This window comes from Kitasatospora sp. NPDC101157 (assembly GCF_044768255.1).
Classification (GTDB): Bacteria; Actinomycetota; Actinomycetes; order Streptomycetales; family Streptomycetaceae; genus Kitasatospora.
This window is the reverse complement of the sequence record NZ_JBIWPL010000014.1, coordinates 139,383-155,008: the sequence shown is the minus strand read 5'-3', so window position 1 is coordinate 155,008 and position 15,626 is coordinate 139,383. Positions and strand designations below refer to the sequence as shown.

The 15,626-nt window shown below is 75.0% G+C and carries 14 protein-coding genes; 7 read left to right on the top strand and 7 right to left on the bottom strand.

The window, feature by feature from the left end:
- Positions 1–51: 51 nt before the first annotated feature.
- Together ACIRVF_RS25815 and ACIRVF_RS25810 are read right to left on the bottom strand one after the other, a co-directional pair.
- Positions 52–1,209 (bottom strand): glycoside hydrolase family 3 N-terminal domain-containing protein, encoded by a 1,158-nt coding sequence (locus ACIRVF_RS25815; protein WP_402822447.1) that lies wholly within the window; start codon positions 1,207–1,209, stop codon positions 52–54.
- 444 nt (positions 1,210–1,653) lie between these two features.
- Complete coding sequence (locus ACIRVF_RS25810; protein WP_402822254.1) at positions 1,654–3,243, bottom strand: PLP-dependent aminotransferase family protein; 1,590 nt, start codon at positions 3,241–3,243, stop codon at positions 1,654–1,656.
- On the opposite strand from ACIRVF_RS25810, the gene ACIRVF_RS25805 reads away from it, so the two are divergent.
- Positions 3,242–4,117 carry a methyltransferase domain-containing protein gene (locus ACIRVF_RS25805; protein WP_402822251.1) on the top strand — a complete coding sequence of 292 codons (876 nt, stop codon included), beginning with the start codon at positions 3,242–3,244 and terminating at the stop codon, positions 4,115–4,117. The genes ACIRVF_RS25810 and ACIRVF_RS25805 overlap by 2 nt on opposite strands.
- Positions 4,118–4,279: 162 nt before the next feature.
- On the opposite strand, the gene ACIRVF_RS25800 is transcribed toward ACIRVF_RS25805, so the two are convergent.
- On the bottom strand, positions 4,280–5,230 hold the full coding sequence (locus tag ACIRVF_RS25800) for a methyltransferase domain-containing protein (protein ID WP_402822248.1): 951 nt from the start codon (positions 5,228–5,230) through the stop codon (positions 4,280–4,282).
- A 124-nt stretch (positions 5,231–5,354) separates the two neighbouring features.
- The gene (locus ACIRVF_RS25795) at positions 5,355–5,852 is read right to left on the bottom strand and encodes a MarR family winged helix-turn-helix transcriptional regulator (RefSeq protein WP_402822245.1); all 498 of its coding nucleotides are present in this window, start codon (positions 5,850–5,852) and stop codon (positions 5,355–5,357) included.
- Between the two features lie 109 nt (positions 5,853–5,961).
- Between ACIRVF_RS25795 and ACIRVF_RS25790 the strand changes: the two genes are divergently transcribed.
- From ACIRVF_RS25790 to ACIRVF_RS25780, 3 genes are all read left to right on the top strand, one after another.
- On the top strand, positions 5,962–6,915 hold the full coding sequence (locus ACIRVF_RS25790) for an EamA family transporter (RefSeq protein WP_402822242.1): 954 nt from the start codon (positions 5,962–5,964) through the stop codon (positions 6,913–6,915).
- A gap of 135 nt (positions 6,916–7,050) precedes the next feature.
- Positions 7,051–7,689: an NAD(P)-dependent oxidoreductase gene (locus tag ACIRVF_RS25785; protein WP_402822239.1), complete on the top strand. Its 639-nt coding sequence runs from the start codon at positions 7,051–7,053 to the stop codon at positions 7,687–7,689.
- A 139-nt stretch (positions 7,690–7,828) separates the two neighbouring features.
- Positions 7,829–9,367, top strand: a complete 1,539-nt coding sequence (locus ACIRVF_RS25780; RefSeq protein ID WP_402822236.1) for an alpha/beta hydrolase — start codon at positions 7,829–7,831, stop codon at positions 9,365–9,367.
- 12 nt (positions 9,368–9,379) lie between these two features.
- On the opposite strand, the gene ACIRVF_RS25775 is transcribed toward ACIRVF_RS25780, so the two are convergent.
- Together ACIRVF_RS25775 and ACIRVF_RS25770 are read right to left on the bottom strand one after the other, a co-directional pair.
- A complete protein-coding gene (locus tag ACIRVF_RS25775; protein WP_402822233.1) occupies positions 9,380–9,739 on the bottom strand; it encodes a hypothetical protein in 360 nt (119 codons plus the stop codon).
- Positions 9,740–9,757: 18 nt separating this feature from the next.
- Complete coding sequence (locus ACIRVF_RS25770) at positions 9,758–10,171, bottom strand: hypothetical protein (RefSeq protein ID WP_402822230.1); 414 nt, start codon at positions 10,169–10,171, stop codon at positions 9,758–9,760.
- A 691-nt stretch (positions 10,172–10,862) separates the two neighbouring features.
- On the opposite strand from ACIRVF_RS25770, the gene ACIRVF_RS25765 reads away from it, so the two are divergent.
- Positions 10,863–12,338: a hypothetical protein gene (locus tag ACIRVF_RS25765; protein WP_402822227.1), complete on the top strand. Its 1,476-nt coding sequence runs from the start codon at positions 10,863–10,865 to the stop codon at positions 12,336–12,338.
- An 81-nt stretch (positions 12,339–12,419) separates the two neighbouring features.
- Here ACIRVF_RS25765 and ACIRVF_RS25760 read toward each other — a convergent pair whose 3' ends face one another.
- A complete protein-coding gene (locus ACIRVF_RS25760; protein ID WP_402822224.1) occupies positions 12,420–12,878 on the bottom strand; it encodes a GbsR/MarR family transcriptional regulator in 459 nt (152 codons plus the stop codon).
- Between the two features lie 133 nt (positions 12,879–13,011).
- On the opposite strand from ACIRVF_RS25760, the gene ACIRVF_RS25755 reads away from it, so the two are divergent.
- Positions 13,012–13,938, top strand: a complete 927-nt coding sequence (locus ACIRVF_RS25755; RefSeq protein ID WP_402822222.1) for an ABC transporter ATP-binding protein — start codon at positions 13,012–13,014, stop codon at positions 13,936–13,938.
- A complete protein-coding gene (locus ACIRVF_RS25750; RefSeq protein WP_402822219.1) occupies positions 13,935–15,587 on the top strand; it encodes an ABC transporter permease in 1,653 nt (550 codons plus the stop codon). The genes ACIRVF_RS25755 and ACIRVF_RS25750 overlap by 4 nt, the downstream gene beginning before the upstream one ends.
- Positions 15,588–15,626 lie beyond the last annotated feature (39 nt).

Sequence of the window (15,626 nt, the reverse complement as noted above, 5' to 3'; positions counted from 1 at the left end):
GGCCGAGCGCGGCAGCCGGGACGACCGGCGACACCCGGAGCCCGCCCGTGCTCAGCCCAGACCGTCCCGTAGTGCGTCCACCCGGGCGACGGCCTGTGTGAAGGCCTTGCGGTCGAGGGCGCCGGAGTCCAGGGCGGCGGCCAGGGCGGTCGTGGCGTCCTCGCCCTGTCGGGGGTCCCGGGCGGAGCAGAGGATGAGGTCCATGCCGGCCGCCGCGGCGGCGACGGCGCGGGCGCCGGTGGGGCCGTACGGGGTGAGGGCGTCGGCTTCCAGGGCATCGGTGATGGTGACGCCGCGGAAGCCGAGGCGGCCGCGGAGTTCGCCCTGGATCACGGTGGGCGAGAACCCGGCCGGACGGTCGGGGTCCAGTGCCGGGTAGACGGCCCAGGAGGCCATCACCAGGCGCACGCCCGCGGCGATGGCGGCACGGTACGGGGCTTCGCCGCGGGTGCGCAGTTCGTCGAGCGGGACGGGGAGGGTGACGGGGCGGGCGTCGGTGTTCTCGTCGCGGGCGGCGGCGCCGAGGCCGGGGAAGTGCTTGGCGGTCGCCGCCACGCCCTGGCTCTGCTGGGCGGCGAGGAAGGCGCTGCCCAGTTCACCCACCCGGGTGGGGTCCTGGCCGTAGGAGCGTTCGAAGTGGTCGATGAAGTTGTCGGGGGTGTCGTAGACGTCGAGCACCGGCGCGAGGTTGACGTTCAGGCCCGCACCGGTGAGGGTCCCGGCGGCGCCGGTGCCGGACTGCACGGCGGCGGCGAGCGGGTCCGGGGCGGTGCCGGTACGGCGGGCGGAGAGTTCGGGCGCGCCGGGCAGCCGGCGGACCTTGCCACCCTCCTGGTCGGTCATCAGCAGCAGCGGTCGCGGGTGCCGGGCCTCGGCGGCGGCCTGCTTCAACCGGGCTATGGCCTCGGCGAGTTGCTCCGGGCTGGTGACGTTCTCGCCGAACAGGATCACCCCGGCGGCCCGGCCCTCCCGGATCGCGTCCAGCGTCTCCGGCGGCGGGGTCGGGCCCGGATAGGAGAGCACGATCCGACGCCCGGCGAGCTCACCGGAGTCCTCGGGCCGGACGGTCATCGGCGCGGTCCTCCCGGCGTCGGCATCGGCGTGGGCGCCGCTGCGGTGCGTCGCCGACCCGGCCGGGGCCGGCCCCAGTGCGGCCCCCACCACCAGCAGCACCGAGGCCAGCTGGGCAACATGCCGGAACGGGGCCATCACGCCTCCAGGGTCAGCAACGGCATACGGTCGGTCAGCGTACCCAGGAACCGGCCGTCCGGCAGCCCGGCGAGAAGCCGAACGTTTCTCCACCTCGCACCGCCGGGGCGACCGGATGTTCGACCGTGCGGAAGTCCGGACACCGGCCCCGACGGCCACGGCCGCTCCGCCGTGGCACAGCGGACCGACGACGTCGCCCTCTGGTCCGACCGGGTGATGCCGGTCGACGCCGCCCGACCCCTGGAGTGCACCTTCGGGGTTGATCGGTACGAGGCCGCGCCGCCCCGGGTCGGGGCCGGCCCCCGGTGGCGGCCGGAGGTCCGAGCCGCGGGGTGTCGGCGTCGCCCGACAGCCTCCGAACGGTTTGTCCAGCGATGCGGGACGCCGGTCCCCGATGCCCACGGCCGCCCCGGACATTGACCGCCTGTTCACGCTCGGCAACACCTACGCCCGCTCCGACGACGGCTGACGCCCCGCGCGCCGCATCAACTCCCCCAGGACGGCGACCCCTTCGGTGATCTCGCCCGGTGAGCGCGCCGCGTAGCCGAGCACCAGGCCGGGCGGGTACGGCAGGCGGGCGTGCCAGGACAGCGGCTGGGTCTTGACGCCGCGGGCGAGCGCGGCGGTGGCCAACTCGGTGTCGCTGCAGCCGAGTTCTTCGGGGAGGGTGAGCATCAGGTGCAGTCCGGCGGCCGCGCCGTGCACCGTGGCGGCGGGCAGGTGGGTGCGGATGGCGGTGATCATGGCGTCCCGGCGGCGGCGGTGACGGCGACGCAACAGTCTGAGATGGCGCTCCAGTTCGCCGGATTCCATCAGTCGGGCCAGCACCAGCTGGGGAAGGGCCGGGTTGCCGAGGTCGGCGAAGCGCTTGGCGTCCAGCACCACGTCGCGGAGTCGCCGGGGCACCAGCAGCCAGCCGGTGCGCAGTGCGGGGGCGAGCAGTTTGGAGATGCTGCCCGCGTAGCAGACCCGGTCGGGCAGTTCGGCGCGCAGGGCGGGCAGCGGCGGGCGGTCGTAGCGGTGTTCGGCGTCGTAGTCGTCCTCGATGACCAGCCCTCCTTCCGCTGCCCAGCGCAGCAGCTCGCGCCGCCGTTCACCACCGAGGACGACACCGGTCGGGTACTGGTGGGCGGGGGTGAGCAGGACGGCGGGGGCGCCGGTGGCGCGCAGGGCGTCGACCCGGATGCCCTCGGCGTCGACCGGGACCGGCGGAGTGGCGGCGAGCCAGTGGCCGAGGTGCTGGCGGGCGCCGAGCGAGCCCGGGTCCTCGACGGCGACCTCGGTGATGCCCGCCCGTTCGAGGGCACGGCCCAGCAGGGCGAGCGCCTGGGCCGTCCCGGCGACGACGAGGACCTCCCCGGGGTCGGCGCGGATGCCCCGGTTGCGGGCGAGCCAGTGGGCGACGGCCTGCCGCAGCGCCGGGGTACCGCGGACGTCGCCGTAGCCGAGGTCATGGGCGTCGAGGCCGTCGAGGACGGCCCGTTCGGCGCGCAGCCAGGCGGCGCGGGGGAAGGCGGCGAGGTCGGGCACGCCGGGGGTGAGGTCGATCCGGGCGGGGGTGCCGCGAAGGTGGTCGAACACCTCGGGGCCGGGGTCGTCGCGGAACAGGACGGGCGCCGGACGGGGCGGCGGGACGGCCCCCGGGGAGTGCTCCGGGGCGTCCTGCGGCGTCTCCTGCGGAACGGCGGGCGGCCGGGCGACCACGACGGTGCCGCCCCTGCCCCGCCCGGTGAGCTGGCCCGACTCGGCGAGGCGCCGGTAGGCGTCGGTCACCACCCCCCGGGAGACGCCGAGTTCGGCCGCCAGCGTCCGGCTGGCGGGCAGTCGGCTGCCCGCCGGGAGGCGCCCGTCGACGACGGCCTCCCGCAACCGGCGGGCCAGCCAGTCGGTGAGGCCGCCGGGCGGGGCGTCGGCGGGGTCGAGCTGGAGGAAGTCGGCGCCGGTCTCCCCGGGCCCGCCCACGTTTTTGGACCTGTCGACACCGCTCCCTTTGGACCTGTTCACCGGTCCATAGTGGCGCGAGGGTTGAGCCATGACCAGCGAAACGACGACCACCGATGCCGTCACCGCCGACACCCCGACCACCGACGCCGGCCCTCACCCCGCCCCGTACGTCCACGGCTACTCGGACGCCGAGGCGCAGCGCCTCGGCGACCAGGCCGACACCCTCGCCGCACTGCTGCACGCCGGCACGGCCTACCCGGCGGGCAGCCGGGTGCTGGAGGCGGGCTGCGGGGTGGGCGCGCAGACCGTGCACCTGCTGGCCGCCAGCCCCGGCGTGCTGCTGACGGCGGCGGACGTCTCGGCGGAGTCGCTGGCCCAGGCCCGGGCCCGGATCGCGGACGTGGCGCCGACCGCCCGGGTCACCTGGCACCACGGCGACCTGCACCGACTGCCCTTCCCCGACGGCGCGTTCGACCACGTCTTCCTGTGCTTCGTGCTGGAGCACCTGCCCGATCCGTCCGCCGGGCTGGCCGCACTGCGTCGCGTGCTGAGGCCGGGCGGCACGATCACGGTGATCGAGGGGGACCACGGCTCGGCCTTCTTCCACCCGGAGACCCCGGCGGCCCGCCGCACCGTCGACCACCTGGTGCGGCTCCAGGCCGGGGCGGGCGGTGACGCCCTGCTGGGCCGTCGGCTGTACCCGCTGCTGACGGCGGCCGGCTTCGCGGACGTGACGGTCCGCCCCCGTACGGTCTACGCGGACGGCGGCCGCCCGGCCCTGGTGGACGGCTTCACCCTGCGGACCTTCGTCGCGATGGTCGAGGCCGTCCGGGCGGAGGCCCTGGCCGCCGGGCTGACCACCGCGGAGGCCTTCGACCGCGGCATTGCCGAGCTGCGCCGGACGGCCGAGCCGGGCGGGACGTTCCACTACACCTTCTTCAAGGCGGTTGCGGTCAACCCCTGAGGCAGGCCGCAGGCCGCCGGCGGCTCCCGGCCACCACCAGCCGCTGGAGTCGCCCGTGAACGGGGGAGCCGGCGGCACGGGAGCCGTGCTCCCGGATCGGACCGGCGCGGGTGACACCGGTATCGGTCGTTCCACCCCGACTCCGGCTCTCCGGCCGCCCGTTCATGCCAGTACGAGCAGGTCCATCCAGCTGGTGGCCGGCTGCACCGGATCCTCGGCGACGGCGGCCCGCAGCCGGGCCAGCCCCGCCTCGTACTGGGCGTCGGTGAGCGCCCGCAGCTTGCTGTCGGCCTCCCGGCGCAGCCGGGAGGCGTACTCGGCGAGGGTCGGGTCGTTCTGCTGCGGCACCGAGGCGAGCGAAACGCGCCGGAACCCTGCAGTGGCGAAGGCCTCGCAGACCTGCTCGACGGTCGGGTACCCCTCGACCGCGGCGGCGGTCTCGGGGAAGAAACGCACCCTGATGTCCCCCGCGCTGCGGCCGGGGAAGGCGTTGCGGACCAGGACCGGCGCGCCGGGGCGCAGGGCCCGGCGCAGTTCGGCGGCGGCCGCGGCCAGGTCGGTGAGGTGATGGACCACCGAGCCGAGCCAGGCCGCGTCCGCGCAGGCGTCGGGGACGGGCAGCGCCTCGGCGCGGCCGTCCCGGACCTCGATGCCGGTGGTACGCGGGATCAACCGGCGCATCGCGTCGTCCGGTTCGACGGCGACGACGTGGACGCCGAACCACTCCCGGAAGGCAGCGGCGAACCCTCCGGTCCCGGCGCCGATGTCGAGCACCCGGCGGCCGGGGGCCATCGGCGCCGCGGCGGCGATCGCGGTCCGCCACTGGGCGAGGCCTCGGATCGGGATCTCCCGGGAGGCCCGGTAGGCCTCGGCCGCGGAGGCGGCCACGGCTCCGTCCGCCGGAGCCCTCAGCGGGGTCGGGCCGTTCGGCAGCAGGCCGAGTTCCGCCATCCGGTCCGCGATCACGTCCATGCAGGCGGGGATACCGGGCGGCGACTCCGGTGACGCGTCGCGGATGGCCTTGGTCGCGTGGACGTGGCGCCCGGCAGCGAGGTGCTCGTCCACCGTGCGGCGGGTCCCGGCGGGGAGTGCGTGCCAGATCGGGTCGTCCATGGCCGCCATCCAAGGGGACGGCGGCCGGCCCGGCAAACGGTTAATCGGCCGTCCCGGGGACTGGCTCACCGGGGCGGCGGCCCGGGTTGCCCGGTCGGCGGCCCGGCCCGCGGTTGACCGGGCGTCAGCCGGTGCCCTCGCCGAGGTCGGCGAGCAGGGCGCGCATCGCCTCGATGAGCGCCGCCTTCTGCGCTTCGTCGAGGCCGGCCAGCAGGCGGTGCTCGTTGGCGACGTGGGCGGGCAGGGCGCGGTCGATCAGGGCGTGGCCCTCGGGGGTGAGTTCGACGTCGCGGCTGCGGCGGTCCTGGTCACTGCGGGTGCGGGTGACCAGGCCGCGGGCCTCCAGGCGGTCCAGGCGCTGGGTGATCGCGCCGGAGGTGACCATGGCGGACTCCATGAGTCCGGTGGGGGTGAGGCGGTACGGCGGTCCGCTGCGCTTGAGGGTGGCGAGGACGTCGAAGGACGGGGCGTCCAGGCCGTGCTCGGCGAAGGTGCGGTTGAGTTCGGCGTCCACCAGGCGGAAGAGGCGCTTGAGCCGACCGAACACCTCCATCGGGGAGACGTCCAGGTCGGGGCACTCGGCGCCCCATTGCGCGACGACGCGGTCGAGATGATCTGCCACGGGTTCAGGGTAGGCGACCCGTGAATTTCCTTAGCGATGAGGTAACTGTGAGCCACATCACCGCTGAGATCCCTCGGAGAATGTCTTAGCGCTGAGATACATTGGCTTAGTGCTAAGCAATCGCCTCGCCGTCGTGCTGCTGACGGCCCTCGCCCCCGCCGTCTGGGGGACGACGTACCTCGTCACCACCGAGATGCTCCCGCCCGGCCGTCCCCTCCTCGCCGCCGTCATCCGCTGCCTGCCCGCCGGACTGCTGCTGATCGCCCTCACCCGTACCTTGCCGAAGGGCGGCTGGTGGTGGCGCGCGCTCGTCCTCGGCGCGCTCAACATCGGCGGCTTCCAGGCCCTGCTGTTCATCGCCGCCTACCGCCTGCCCGGCGGGATCGCGGCCACCGTCGGCGCCGTCCAGCCCCTGGTCACCGCCGGTCTCTCGGCCGCCCTGCTGGGCGACCGGCTCACCCCGCGCACGGTGCTGTCCGGCATCGCGGGCGTGGCGGGCGTCAGCCTGCTGGTGCTGCGCGCCAACGCCCGGCTCGACGCGATCGGGGTGGCCGCCGCGCTCGGCGGCGCGGTGGTGATGGCCTTCGGCGTCGTGCTCTCCAAGCGCTGGGCCTCCGCCGCGCCGCTGCTCGCCACCACCGGGTGGCAGCTCACCGCCGGCGGCCTGCTGCTGGTGCCGGTCACCCTGCTGAGCGAGGACGCCCCGCCCACCCACTACACCCTCGACAACGTGCTCGGCTACGCCTACCTCTGCCTGATCGGCGCGGCCCTCACCTACGCCATCTGGTTCCGCGGCCTGCGTGCCCTGCCGCCGACCTCGCTGTCCTTCCTCTCCCTGCTCAGCCCGGTGGTCGCCACCCTGGTCGGCTGGCTGGCGCTCGGGCAGGACCTCAGCCCGCTTCAGGCGCTCGGCGCGGTGGTGGTGCTCGGTTCGCTGATCGTCGCCCAGACCCAGCGGCCCCGCGCCACCGCCCCCGTGCCCTCTCCCGCCGCCTCTCCCGCCGCGGACCGGGGAGATCCGACGCCGGACGTCCGGCCGGGCCCGCTGCGCGAGAACGCCTGACCCGCGCCGACCGCTCCCCCCGCCTGACACCCGACCGCTCCACCCGCCTCACGCCCGGCCGCTCCACCCGCCTCACGCCCGACCGCTCCCCCGCACCACCGCAGTTCCGTTCCGAAGATCCAAGGAGAAACCTTCATGCGTATCACCGTGTTCGGCGCCACCGGCAACGTCGGCCGCCGGGTCGTGACCGAGGCGCTGGACCGTGGCCACGAGGTCACCGCCGTCGTCCGCGACCCGGCCAAGCCGCACGGCCTGCCGTCCATCGTCACCGTCGCCGTCGGCGACGCGAGCAGCGCCGAGGACGTCGCCCGGATCTCCGCCGGGCAGGACCTGGTGATCACCGCCACCCGCCCGGCGCCCGGCAGCGAGCACGAACTGGCCGTCGCCACCCGGGGCCTGCTGGCCGGCCTGGCCGGTACCGGCGTCCGCCTGCTCGCCGTCGGCGGCGCGGGCAGCCTGGTCGTCCCGGGCACCGACGGAACGATCCTGGTGGACTCCCCCGGCTTCCCGGACGAGATCCGGCCGATCGCGCTGGCCTGCGGCGAGCAGCTGGACCTCTACCGCGCCGACGAGAAGGTCGACTGGACGTACCTGAGCCCGGCCGCGATGCTCGAACCCGGCGAGCGCACCGGCCGCTTCCGGCTCGGCCTGGACGAGCTGCTGGTCGACGCCGAGGGCAACTCGGCGATCTCGATGGAGGACCTCGCCGTCGTGCTGCTCGACGAGGCCGAGCGGCCCGTCCACCGGCGCACCCGCTTCACCGCCGGCTACTGACGGCCGCGGGCGGCCACTGCACGGCCGCTGACGCCCGGGGTGCTGGATACCCCCCGCCCCGGGGTGTATCCAGCACCACCTCGAAGACGGTGTCCTGCATCATCGTGCGTCAGGTGCGGTTTCGGAAAGGATCGTTCCCGTGAACACCACCGCATCCCGCACCCGCCGCGCGGCCGCCGTCATCGCCACCGCGGTCCTCGCCGGAGTCGCCCTGCCCGCCACCGCGAACGCCGACTCCGGTCGCGACCCCGGTGACGCCGTCCGCGTGCCCGCCCGCTACACCAACCAGCAGCTCCACTGGCAGCCCTGTGGCGGGCAGCCCGCGCTCGACTGCGCCACGATGGCGGTCCCGCGCGACTGGCACCACCCCGACGCCGGGCCGGACCTCTCCATCGCCGTCTCCCGGCACCGCACCGCCGACCGGGCGCACCGGCAGGGGACGTTGATGGAGACCGCCGGCGGTCCGGGCGGGCAGGGGCTGCTGCGACCGATGGACCTCGTCCAGGGCGCTCCCGCGGTGGCCGCGGGGTACGACATCGTCAGCTTCGACCAGCGCGGCGTCGGCCGCAGCACCCACGCCGAGTGCCAGACCCCTGAGCAGTTCCAGGAGTTCCTGGCCGGGGACTGGCGTGACCGGTCCCCCGGGGCGATCGACCGGGTCGTCGCCAACTCCCGCGAGCTGGTCGCCAGCTGCGTGGAGCACAGCGGCGACCTGATCCCCTACCTGACCACCGAGCAGACCGTCCGCGACATGGACCTGTTGCGCGCGCTGCTCGGCGAGAAGAGCATCAGCTACTACGGCGCCTCCTACGCCACCATGATCGGCGCCTACTACGGCACACTCTTCCCGCACCGGGTCGAGCGGATGGTGCTGGACAGCAACATCGGCTTCGAGGGCACTTGGGAGCAGTACGAACTGGGCCAGCCGATGAGCTTCCAGCGCCGCTTCGAGCAGGACTTCCTGCCCTGGATGGCCGCCCGCGACGCCACGTACCACTGGGGCACGACCCCGGCGGAGGTCGAGGCGCACTGGGAGCAGCGGCGCGCCGCCCTGCACGACCGGCCCATCACCGAGGGCTCGTTGACGCTCGGCCCCAACCAGATGGACAACGGCACCATCAACGCGATCTACAGCGACAAGGCCTTCCCCCTCCTCGCCCAGGCGCTGACCGCTCTGGACGACTGGCAGGGCGCCGATCCGGCCGCGAAGCAGACCGCTCGCCAGCTGTTCGGCCAGTACCTCAGCCCGGGGTTCCTCGCCGAGTACTTCTCGGTGACGTGCGGGGACACCAAGTGGACCAAGGACCTGGACACCTGGATCGAGCGCGGCGCGGAGAACACCGCCCGCTACCCACTGCTCGGCGCCCGCACCCTCGCCTTCAGCTCGGTCTGCGCGCTCTGGCCGACGGATCCGGCACCCAAGGTCAAGGTCACCGGTGCCCACCTGCCGCCAGTGCTGATGCTCAACTCGCTGCACGACCCGGCGACGTACTACGAGGCGGCGCTCGGTGCGCACCGCGCGCTGCGGGGGTCGAAGCTGGTCACCGTCACCAGCAACGGCAACCACGGCCAGTACCCGGGGTCCGACCCGTGCGTCACGGACACCGTCGAGCGCTACCTGCTGGACGGCCGGATACCCGAGCACGACCTGACCTGCCCGGCCACGACGGCCGGTTGAGCAGCACGGACGTCAACCGCGCCGCTCTGAACGGAGCTTGCTGCGCAGCCAGGCAGCGGCGACGGCCAGCCCGGCGAAGCCGCCCACGGCCAGCTTGATCCCGGCCTTGGCGACGATCCAGCCGACTCCGGGAACGGCCCAGCCCAGCCAGTGGAACATGGCCAGCAGCACCAAGCAGCCGCACAGGACGGCCAGCACGGTGGCTCCGACGGCGGCGGCCCGGGACAGCTCGCGCGGTCCGCCGTCGCCGCCGGTGCCGGTGCCGGTGCCGCCGCCCGTTCCTCCGACGGCCGAAGTGGTGTTCCCCGCCGTCCCGTTGGGCGCGCCGTCCGTCGCACCGCCTGCCATCTCGTTCGTACCCCGATCACCCATGGTGGCGATGATACGGCTTCACCGGCAGGAGTGGTGGGTGTCGCCGAGGTGCTCGCCGGTCTCCTCGTCGGGGAAGCTGACGGCCATGGTGACGCGGTACTCGAAGAGGTCGTGGCGGTGCCCCGGCACCCGGGCCCAGGCGAGCGAGTGCACCTCGGCCTCGGGGGCCTGCCGGCACCAGGCGGCCGCCTCCTCCAGTGCGCGGGCCGCCGAACGGCCGGTACACACCACGGCGGTGTAGGCGGCGACCGCGACGTCTCCGCCGGTGCTGCGGCCGCCGCGCGACACCGCCCTGACGGCGGCGGCGGCCTGGGTCAGGTCACGGGCCAGGTCGCCCACCACCCGAGGGGGCGCCGGCAGGACCACCTCCCCCTCGGCGACGGTCTCCGGCAGGTTCGCGCTCACAGTTCTGGCCTCCATCCGCATGGTCACGCGGCACAGCATGCCGGACGGGTGTTCCTGGCATGCCCACTTTCACTCGAACGTCATCCGTCCAGGGCGGAGTTGGGGACGCCCCCTGGCGCCGGCCCGTCCGTGCTGCTAGGGCCTGTCCGGCGGATCTTGTCGGATCAGCGCGCGGGGTTGGGCGCCCGGCTGGGCGTGCGCCCGAGTCGTCATCGTACTGGACGTACTTGGGCGATTCGGGCGTGCGTCCAGGCGGGATGCCCGGCGTCGCGCGCCCGGCAAGATCCACCGGCCAGGCCCTTGGAGGGGCCCGCTGTGCCGCGGGGCATCCGGGCAGGTCGGAGGGGTCGCCCACGGGCGGCGCCGGGGAGCCCGGAACGAAGCCCACGTACCACCCCCGCGCCTCGAACCGCCGGTCCGACCGCCGGGGCGCCCGGACCCCTGGCGTCGGCCTCCCGGCCCGGCCAACTCGCCCCCACTGCGGCCGAGATGAGAAGGTCCTGAATTCTCCGGCGCGGGTCCGCGCCCGCAGGACCAGGGCCGAGGTGCCGCGTCAACCCCTCGGGGGGCGGCCGGCCGCCTCCCGTCCATCCTGTCCCTGTCAGATCGTCGTGATACTAATCGTCCGGGCGGCGGGCGCCGCCGAGTGGTGGGCGGCACGATGACGACGGCTCAACCGTTCCGGGGAGGTCCGGACGGCGACGGGGAGGGGCAGCAGATGGCGGCGAGGTTCGGCAACGCCAAGGGCGGGCGGAAGGTTCGGCTCGGCAAGCGGGTCACGGGGACGGCGGCGGCGTTCGCCGCGCTGGCCGCGTTGACCGGCTCTCAGGTGTCGGGACTCGGCCTCGCCCAGGTCGCGGCCGCCGACGCCGGCCCCGCGCCGGACGGCACCGGCGCCCAGGGTTCGGCCTCCTCCACTCCCTTCGGCGGACCCGCGACCGGCATACCCGGCGTCCCCGGCACCGCGGCCGACGGCGGCAGCGCCGTCCAGTTGCCGCAGCCGCCCGGCACCCAGCCCGGTCAGCCCGCGGCCGGCCCGTTCACCGCCACCGGCGCGGCGCTGCCCGCCACGGTCTTCGCCGCCTACCGCCAGGCCGAGGCCTCGCTGGCCCAGCGCTCGCCGGGCTGCCACCTGCCCTGGCAACTGCTGGCGGCGATCGGCCAGGTCGAGTCCGGCCAGGCCAACGGCGGCCAGGTGGACGCCGCCGGACGGACCCTCACCCCGATCCTGGGCCCGGTGCTGGACGGCAACGGGTTCGCCGCGATACCCGACACCGACGGCGGCCGCTACGACGGCGACTCGCGCTGGGACCGCGCGGTCGGCCCGATGCAGTTCATCCCGTCGACCTGGGCCTCCTGGGGCGTGGACGCCACCGGCAAGGGCACGGCCGACCCGAACAACATCTTCGACGCGGCCGAGACCGCCGGCCGTTACCTGTGCGCGGGCGGGCGGGACCTCTCCGACCCGTCCCAGCTGGACCGGGCGGTCCTCAGCTACAACAACTCCACCGAGTACCTGCGCACCGTCCGCAACTGGATGGCGCACTTCGGCAGCGGCCAGGTCACCACCGTGCCGGATCTGCCCGGCGTCCCGAGCGTGCCGGTCACCCCGCCCTCGCCGTTCCTCCAGCCCTCCGGCACGACGGCGGGCACCTCGGGCGGCACCCCGACGGGCAACGAGGGCACCGGCACCGGCCCGACGCCGAACCCGCAGCCGACCGTACCGCCGGTGACGCCGACCCAGTCCCCGACGCCGACCTCGACGCCGACCTCGACGACGACGCCGTCCGCACAGCCGACCACCACCCCGACGCCCGGCGGTTCACCCTCGCCCTCCGCGAGCACCACGGCCACGCCGAGCGGCACGCCGTCCCCGACGGCCACCGCCACCGGCACCCCGTCCCCGACGGCCACCCCGACCGGCACGCCGACGTCCTGCCCGAGCCCGACGGCCACCGCGACGCCCACGCGCACCGCCACCCCGAGCGGCACGCCGTCCCCGACGGCCACCCCGACCGACACCCCGTCCGCGACGGCCGCCCCGACCGGCACCCCGTCCGCGACGCCGGCCGCCCCCGGCTGCCCGACCCCCACCCCGAGCGGCTCCCCCAGCGCCACCCCGTCCGCCGGTCCGAGCGCCACGCCGAGCTCCTCGCCTTCCCCCTCGCCCTCGGCGACCACGAAGAAGAACTAAGTCCGCACAGAACCGCCAACGGCGGCAGCACGGTCCGTGGACCGTCCTGCCGCCGTCGCGCTTCCCGGCGAAAGCCGGGCGCTACTCCGCCTGCCCCCGCGCCGCCCGGTGCTCGCGCCAGCGGCCGAGCATCCCGTGCAGCTCGTCGATCATGAACTCGAAGAAGGCCGCGCTCTCCTCCAGCCGCCGCCCCGCCGCCGTGCCCGCGCCGACGGTCGCCTCCCCGTCCTTCAGCACCCGGATCCAGCGCAGCAGGAGTTCGTCGCGCCGGGTCAGCGACTCGAACCAGACGTCGTTGAGCACCCGGTAGCGGTCGCGCCGGGATCCGGGCTCGCGCTCCTTGGCGACCAGCCCGACCTGGATGAGGTAGCGCATCCCGCCGGAGACGGCCGCCGGGCTGATCTGCAGCCGCTCGGACAGTTCGGCGGAGGTCAGCACGCCGCTCTCCTCGGCCATCAGGCAGGAGAAGATCCGGGACGGCATCCGGCCCATGCCCGCGACCACCAGCTCGGCCGCGAACCGCTCCACGAAGTCCCCCACGGCCCGAGGGTCCTGCCCCTGCTCCGGCTCCCGTTCCACCGCTCTCCCCTTTCCGGAGATCATCCGCCCTCCGCTCGAACCTTAACGCTTCTCAATATTCACGTTTTTGTGAAACTACGGTAGCTTCAGAAGCATGCCCAAGGCCATCATCCTGTCCGGTCTGCGCAAGACCTTCGGCCGGACCACCGCACTGGACGGCCTCGACCTGACCGTCGAGACCGGCGAGGTCCACGGCTTCCTCGGTCCCAACGGCGCCGGGAAGTCCACCACCATCCGCGTCCTGCTGGGACTGCTGCGCGCGGACGGCGGCAGCGCCCGGCTGCTCGGCAAGGACCCGTGGAGCGACGCCGTCGAGCTGCACCGCCGCCTCGCCTACGTCCCCGGCGACGTCGAACTCTGGCCCAACCTCACCGGTGGCGAGGCCATCGACCTGCTCTCCCGACTGCGCGGCCGACTCGACCGGCGCCGACGGGACGAGCTGCTGGAGCGCTTCGACCTCGACCCCACCAAGAAGGGCCGCAGCTACTCCAAGGGCAACCGGCAGAAGGTCGCCATCGTGGCCGCGCTCGCCTCCGACGCCGAGCTCCTGCTGCTGGACGAGCCGACCTCCGGCCTGGACCCGCTGATGGAGGTGGTCTTCCAGGACGTCGTCCGCCAGGCCAAGGAGCAGGGCCGCACCGTCCTGCTCTCCAGCCACATCCTGGACGAGGTGGAGAAGCTGGGCGACCGGGTCAGCATCATCCGGCAGGGCCGGGTGGTGCAGACCGGCACCCTGGGCGAGCTGCGCCACCTGACCCGCACCACCATCGAGGCGGAGACCAGCCGCCCGGTCACCGGACTGGACGCGCTGGCGGGCGTCCACGACCTGCGCACCGACGGATCGCGCGTGCGCTTCGCCGTGGACGGCGCCCGGCTCGACGCCGCGGTCCGCGCCCTGAGCGAGGCCGGGCTGCGCAGCCTGGTCAGCCACCCGCCCACGCTGGAGGAGCTGATGCTGCGCCACTACGGCGACGAGCTGGCCGCCAACGGGCACCGGAGCGAGGGCGGGGCCGTCCGATGATCGCCACCGCCGCCAGCCGCACCGCCCCGCGCGACCCCGGCCGCGCCGGGGAACGCGCCACCCTGACCGGCACCGCCGTTCTGCTGCGCTTCGCGCTGCGCCGCGACCGGGTCCGGCTGTCCGCCTGGGTGCTCGGCCTGGCGATGGTCACCCTGTCCACCGCCGACAGCGTCCGCAGCGTCTACCCGACCGCCGCCGACCGCGCCTCGATCGCGCACGGCTCGGACACCCCGGCCCTGCTCGCCATGACCGGTCCGGCCCACTACCTGGCCGACTACACCTGGGGCGCGATGCTCGGCCACCGTCTGCTCGGTCTGCTGGTCGTCATGGCCGGCCTGATGAGCGTGCTGACCGTCACCCGGCACACCCGGGCCGAGGAGGAGAGCGGGCGCGCCGAGCTGGTCCGCTCGGCCGCCGTCGGCCGGCACGCCCAGCTCGCCGCCGCCCTGGCCACCGCCGCCGTCGCCGACCTCGCGCTCGGCCTGCTGCTCGCCCTCGGCCTGCCCGGCCTCCGCGTGCCCGGCCTGACCACCGGCGGCGCACTGCTCTACGGGGCCGCGACCGCCGTCGGAGGGCTGCTGTTCGGCGCGGTGGCCGCCGTGACGGTGCAGATCACCGCGCACACCCGGACGGCCTCCGGGCTGGCCCTGGCCGTCCTCGGCGCCGCCTACGCGCTGCGCGCCGCCGGTGACGCCGGGGAGAACGGCCTCGCCTGGGCCTCGCCGATCGGCTGGCTGCAGCGCAGCTACCCCTTCCTCGACGACCGTTGGTGGCCGCTGCTGCCCGCGCTGGCGCTGGCCGCCGCCACCGCCACGGCCGGGTTCGCGCTGAGCACCCGCCGCGACTTCGGCGCCGGGCTGCGCGCCGCCCGCCCCGGCCCGGCCACCGGTGGCCCGTCCCTGGGCACCCCGCTCGGCCTGGCGCTGCGCCTGCACCGCGGCCTGATCGGCGGCTTCGCGGTCGCCCTGCTGCTGCTCGGCGCGATGTACGGGTCGCTGCTCGGCCAGGCCGACTCGATGCTCAAGGACGTCGACCAGATCAGGCAGGCGCTGGACCGGCTCGGCGGCCACACCCTCGCCGACTCCTTCGCCGCGCTGACCCTGCTGGTGGTCGCGGTGGTCGGCGGCGTCTACGCGGTGCTGGCGACACTGCGCCCGCGCGCCGAGGAGAACGCCGGGCGGGCCGTGCCGGTACTGGCCACCGGGGTGTCGCGGTCCGGCTGGCTGGGCGCGCACCTGGCGGCGGCGCTGCTGGGCTCCACGGCCGTGATGCTGGCGGCGGGCGTGGGCTTCGGCCTGGCCGGGGCGCTGTCCACCGGCGACTGGGGCGTGTTCCTGCGGCTGACCGGCGCGGCGCTGGCCTTCGCGCCCGCCCTGTGGGTGACGGTGGGCGTCGCCGCTGCCGTGTACGGCTGGCTGCCCCGGGCGATGCCGCTGGCCTGGGCCGTCCCCGCGTACGCCTTCGTGATCGGCTACCTCGGCCCGCTGCTGAGGTTCCCCGCGGGCCTGGACCGGGTCTCCCCGTTCGGCCAGGTGCCCAGGCTCCCCGCGGCCCGGATGGACTGGACCCCGCCGGCGGTGCTCACCCTGGTCGCGGCCGTGCTGATCGCGCTGGCCCTGGCCGGGTTCCGGCGCCGGGACGTCGAGTAGCGTCGCGGTGCCGGGACCCACTGCGTGCGGCGAGGGCAG

What these genes read in the sequence shown, in the direction of transcription:
- ACIRVF_RS25785 (WP_402822239.1), top strand. Translation starts at nt 7,051, where the DNA reads ATGCGTATCACCGTGTTCGGCGCCACCGGCAACGTCGGCCGCCGGGTC.
- ACIRVF_RS25755 (WP_402822222.1), top strand. Translation starts at nt 13,012, where the DNA reads ATGCCCAAGGCCATCATCCTGTCCGGTCTGCGCAAGACCTTCGGCCGG.
- ACIRVF_RS25810 (WP_402822254.1), bottom strand. Translation starts at nt 3,243, where the DNA reads ATGGCTCAACCCTCGCGCCACTATGGACCGGTGAACAGGTCCAAAGGG.
- ACIRVF_RS25765 (WP_402822227.1), top strand. Translation starts at nt 10,863, where the DNA reads ATGGCGGCGAGGTTCGGCAACGCCAAGGGCGGGCGGAAGGTTCGGCTC.
- ACIRVF_RS25815 (WP_402822447.1), bottom strand. Translation starts at nt 1,209, where the DNA reads ATGGCCCCGTTCCGGCATGTTGCCCAGCTGGCCTCGGTGCTGCTGGTG.
- ACIRVF_RS25805 (WP_402822251.1), top strand. Translation starts at nt 3,242, where the DNA reads ATGACCAGCGAAACGACGACCACCGATGCCGTCACCGCCGACACCCCG.
- ACIRVF_RS25800 (WP_402822248.1), bottom strand. Translation starts at nt 5,230, where the DNA reads ATGGACGACCCGATCTGGCACGCACTCCCCGCCGGGACCCGCCGCACG.
- ACIRVF_RS25750 (WP_402822219.1), top strand. Translation starts at nt 13,935, where the DNA reads ATGATCGCCACCGCCGCCAGCCGCACCGCCCCGCGCGACCCCGGCCGC.
- ACIRVF_RS25775 (WP_402822233.1), bottom strand. Translation starts at nt 9,739, where the DNA reads ATGGGTGATCGGGGTACGAACGAGATGGCAGGCGGTGCGACGGACGGC.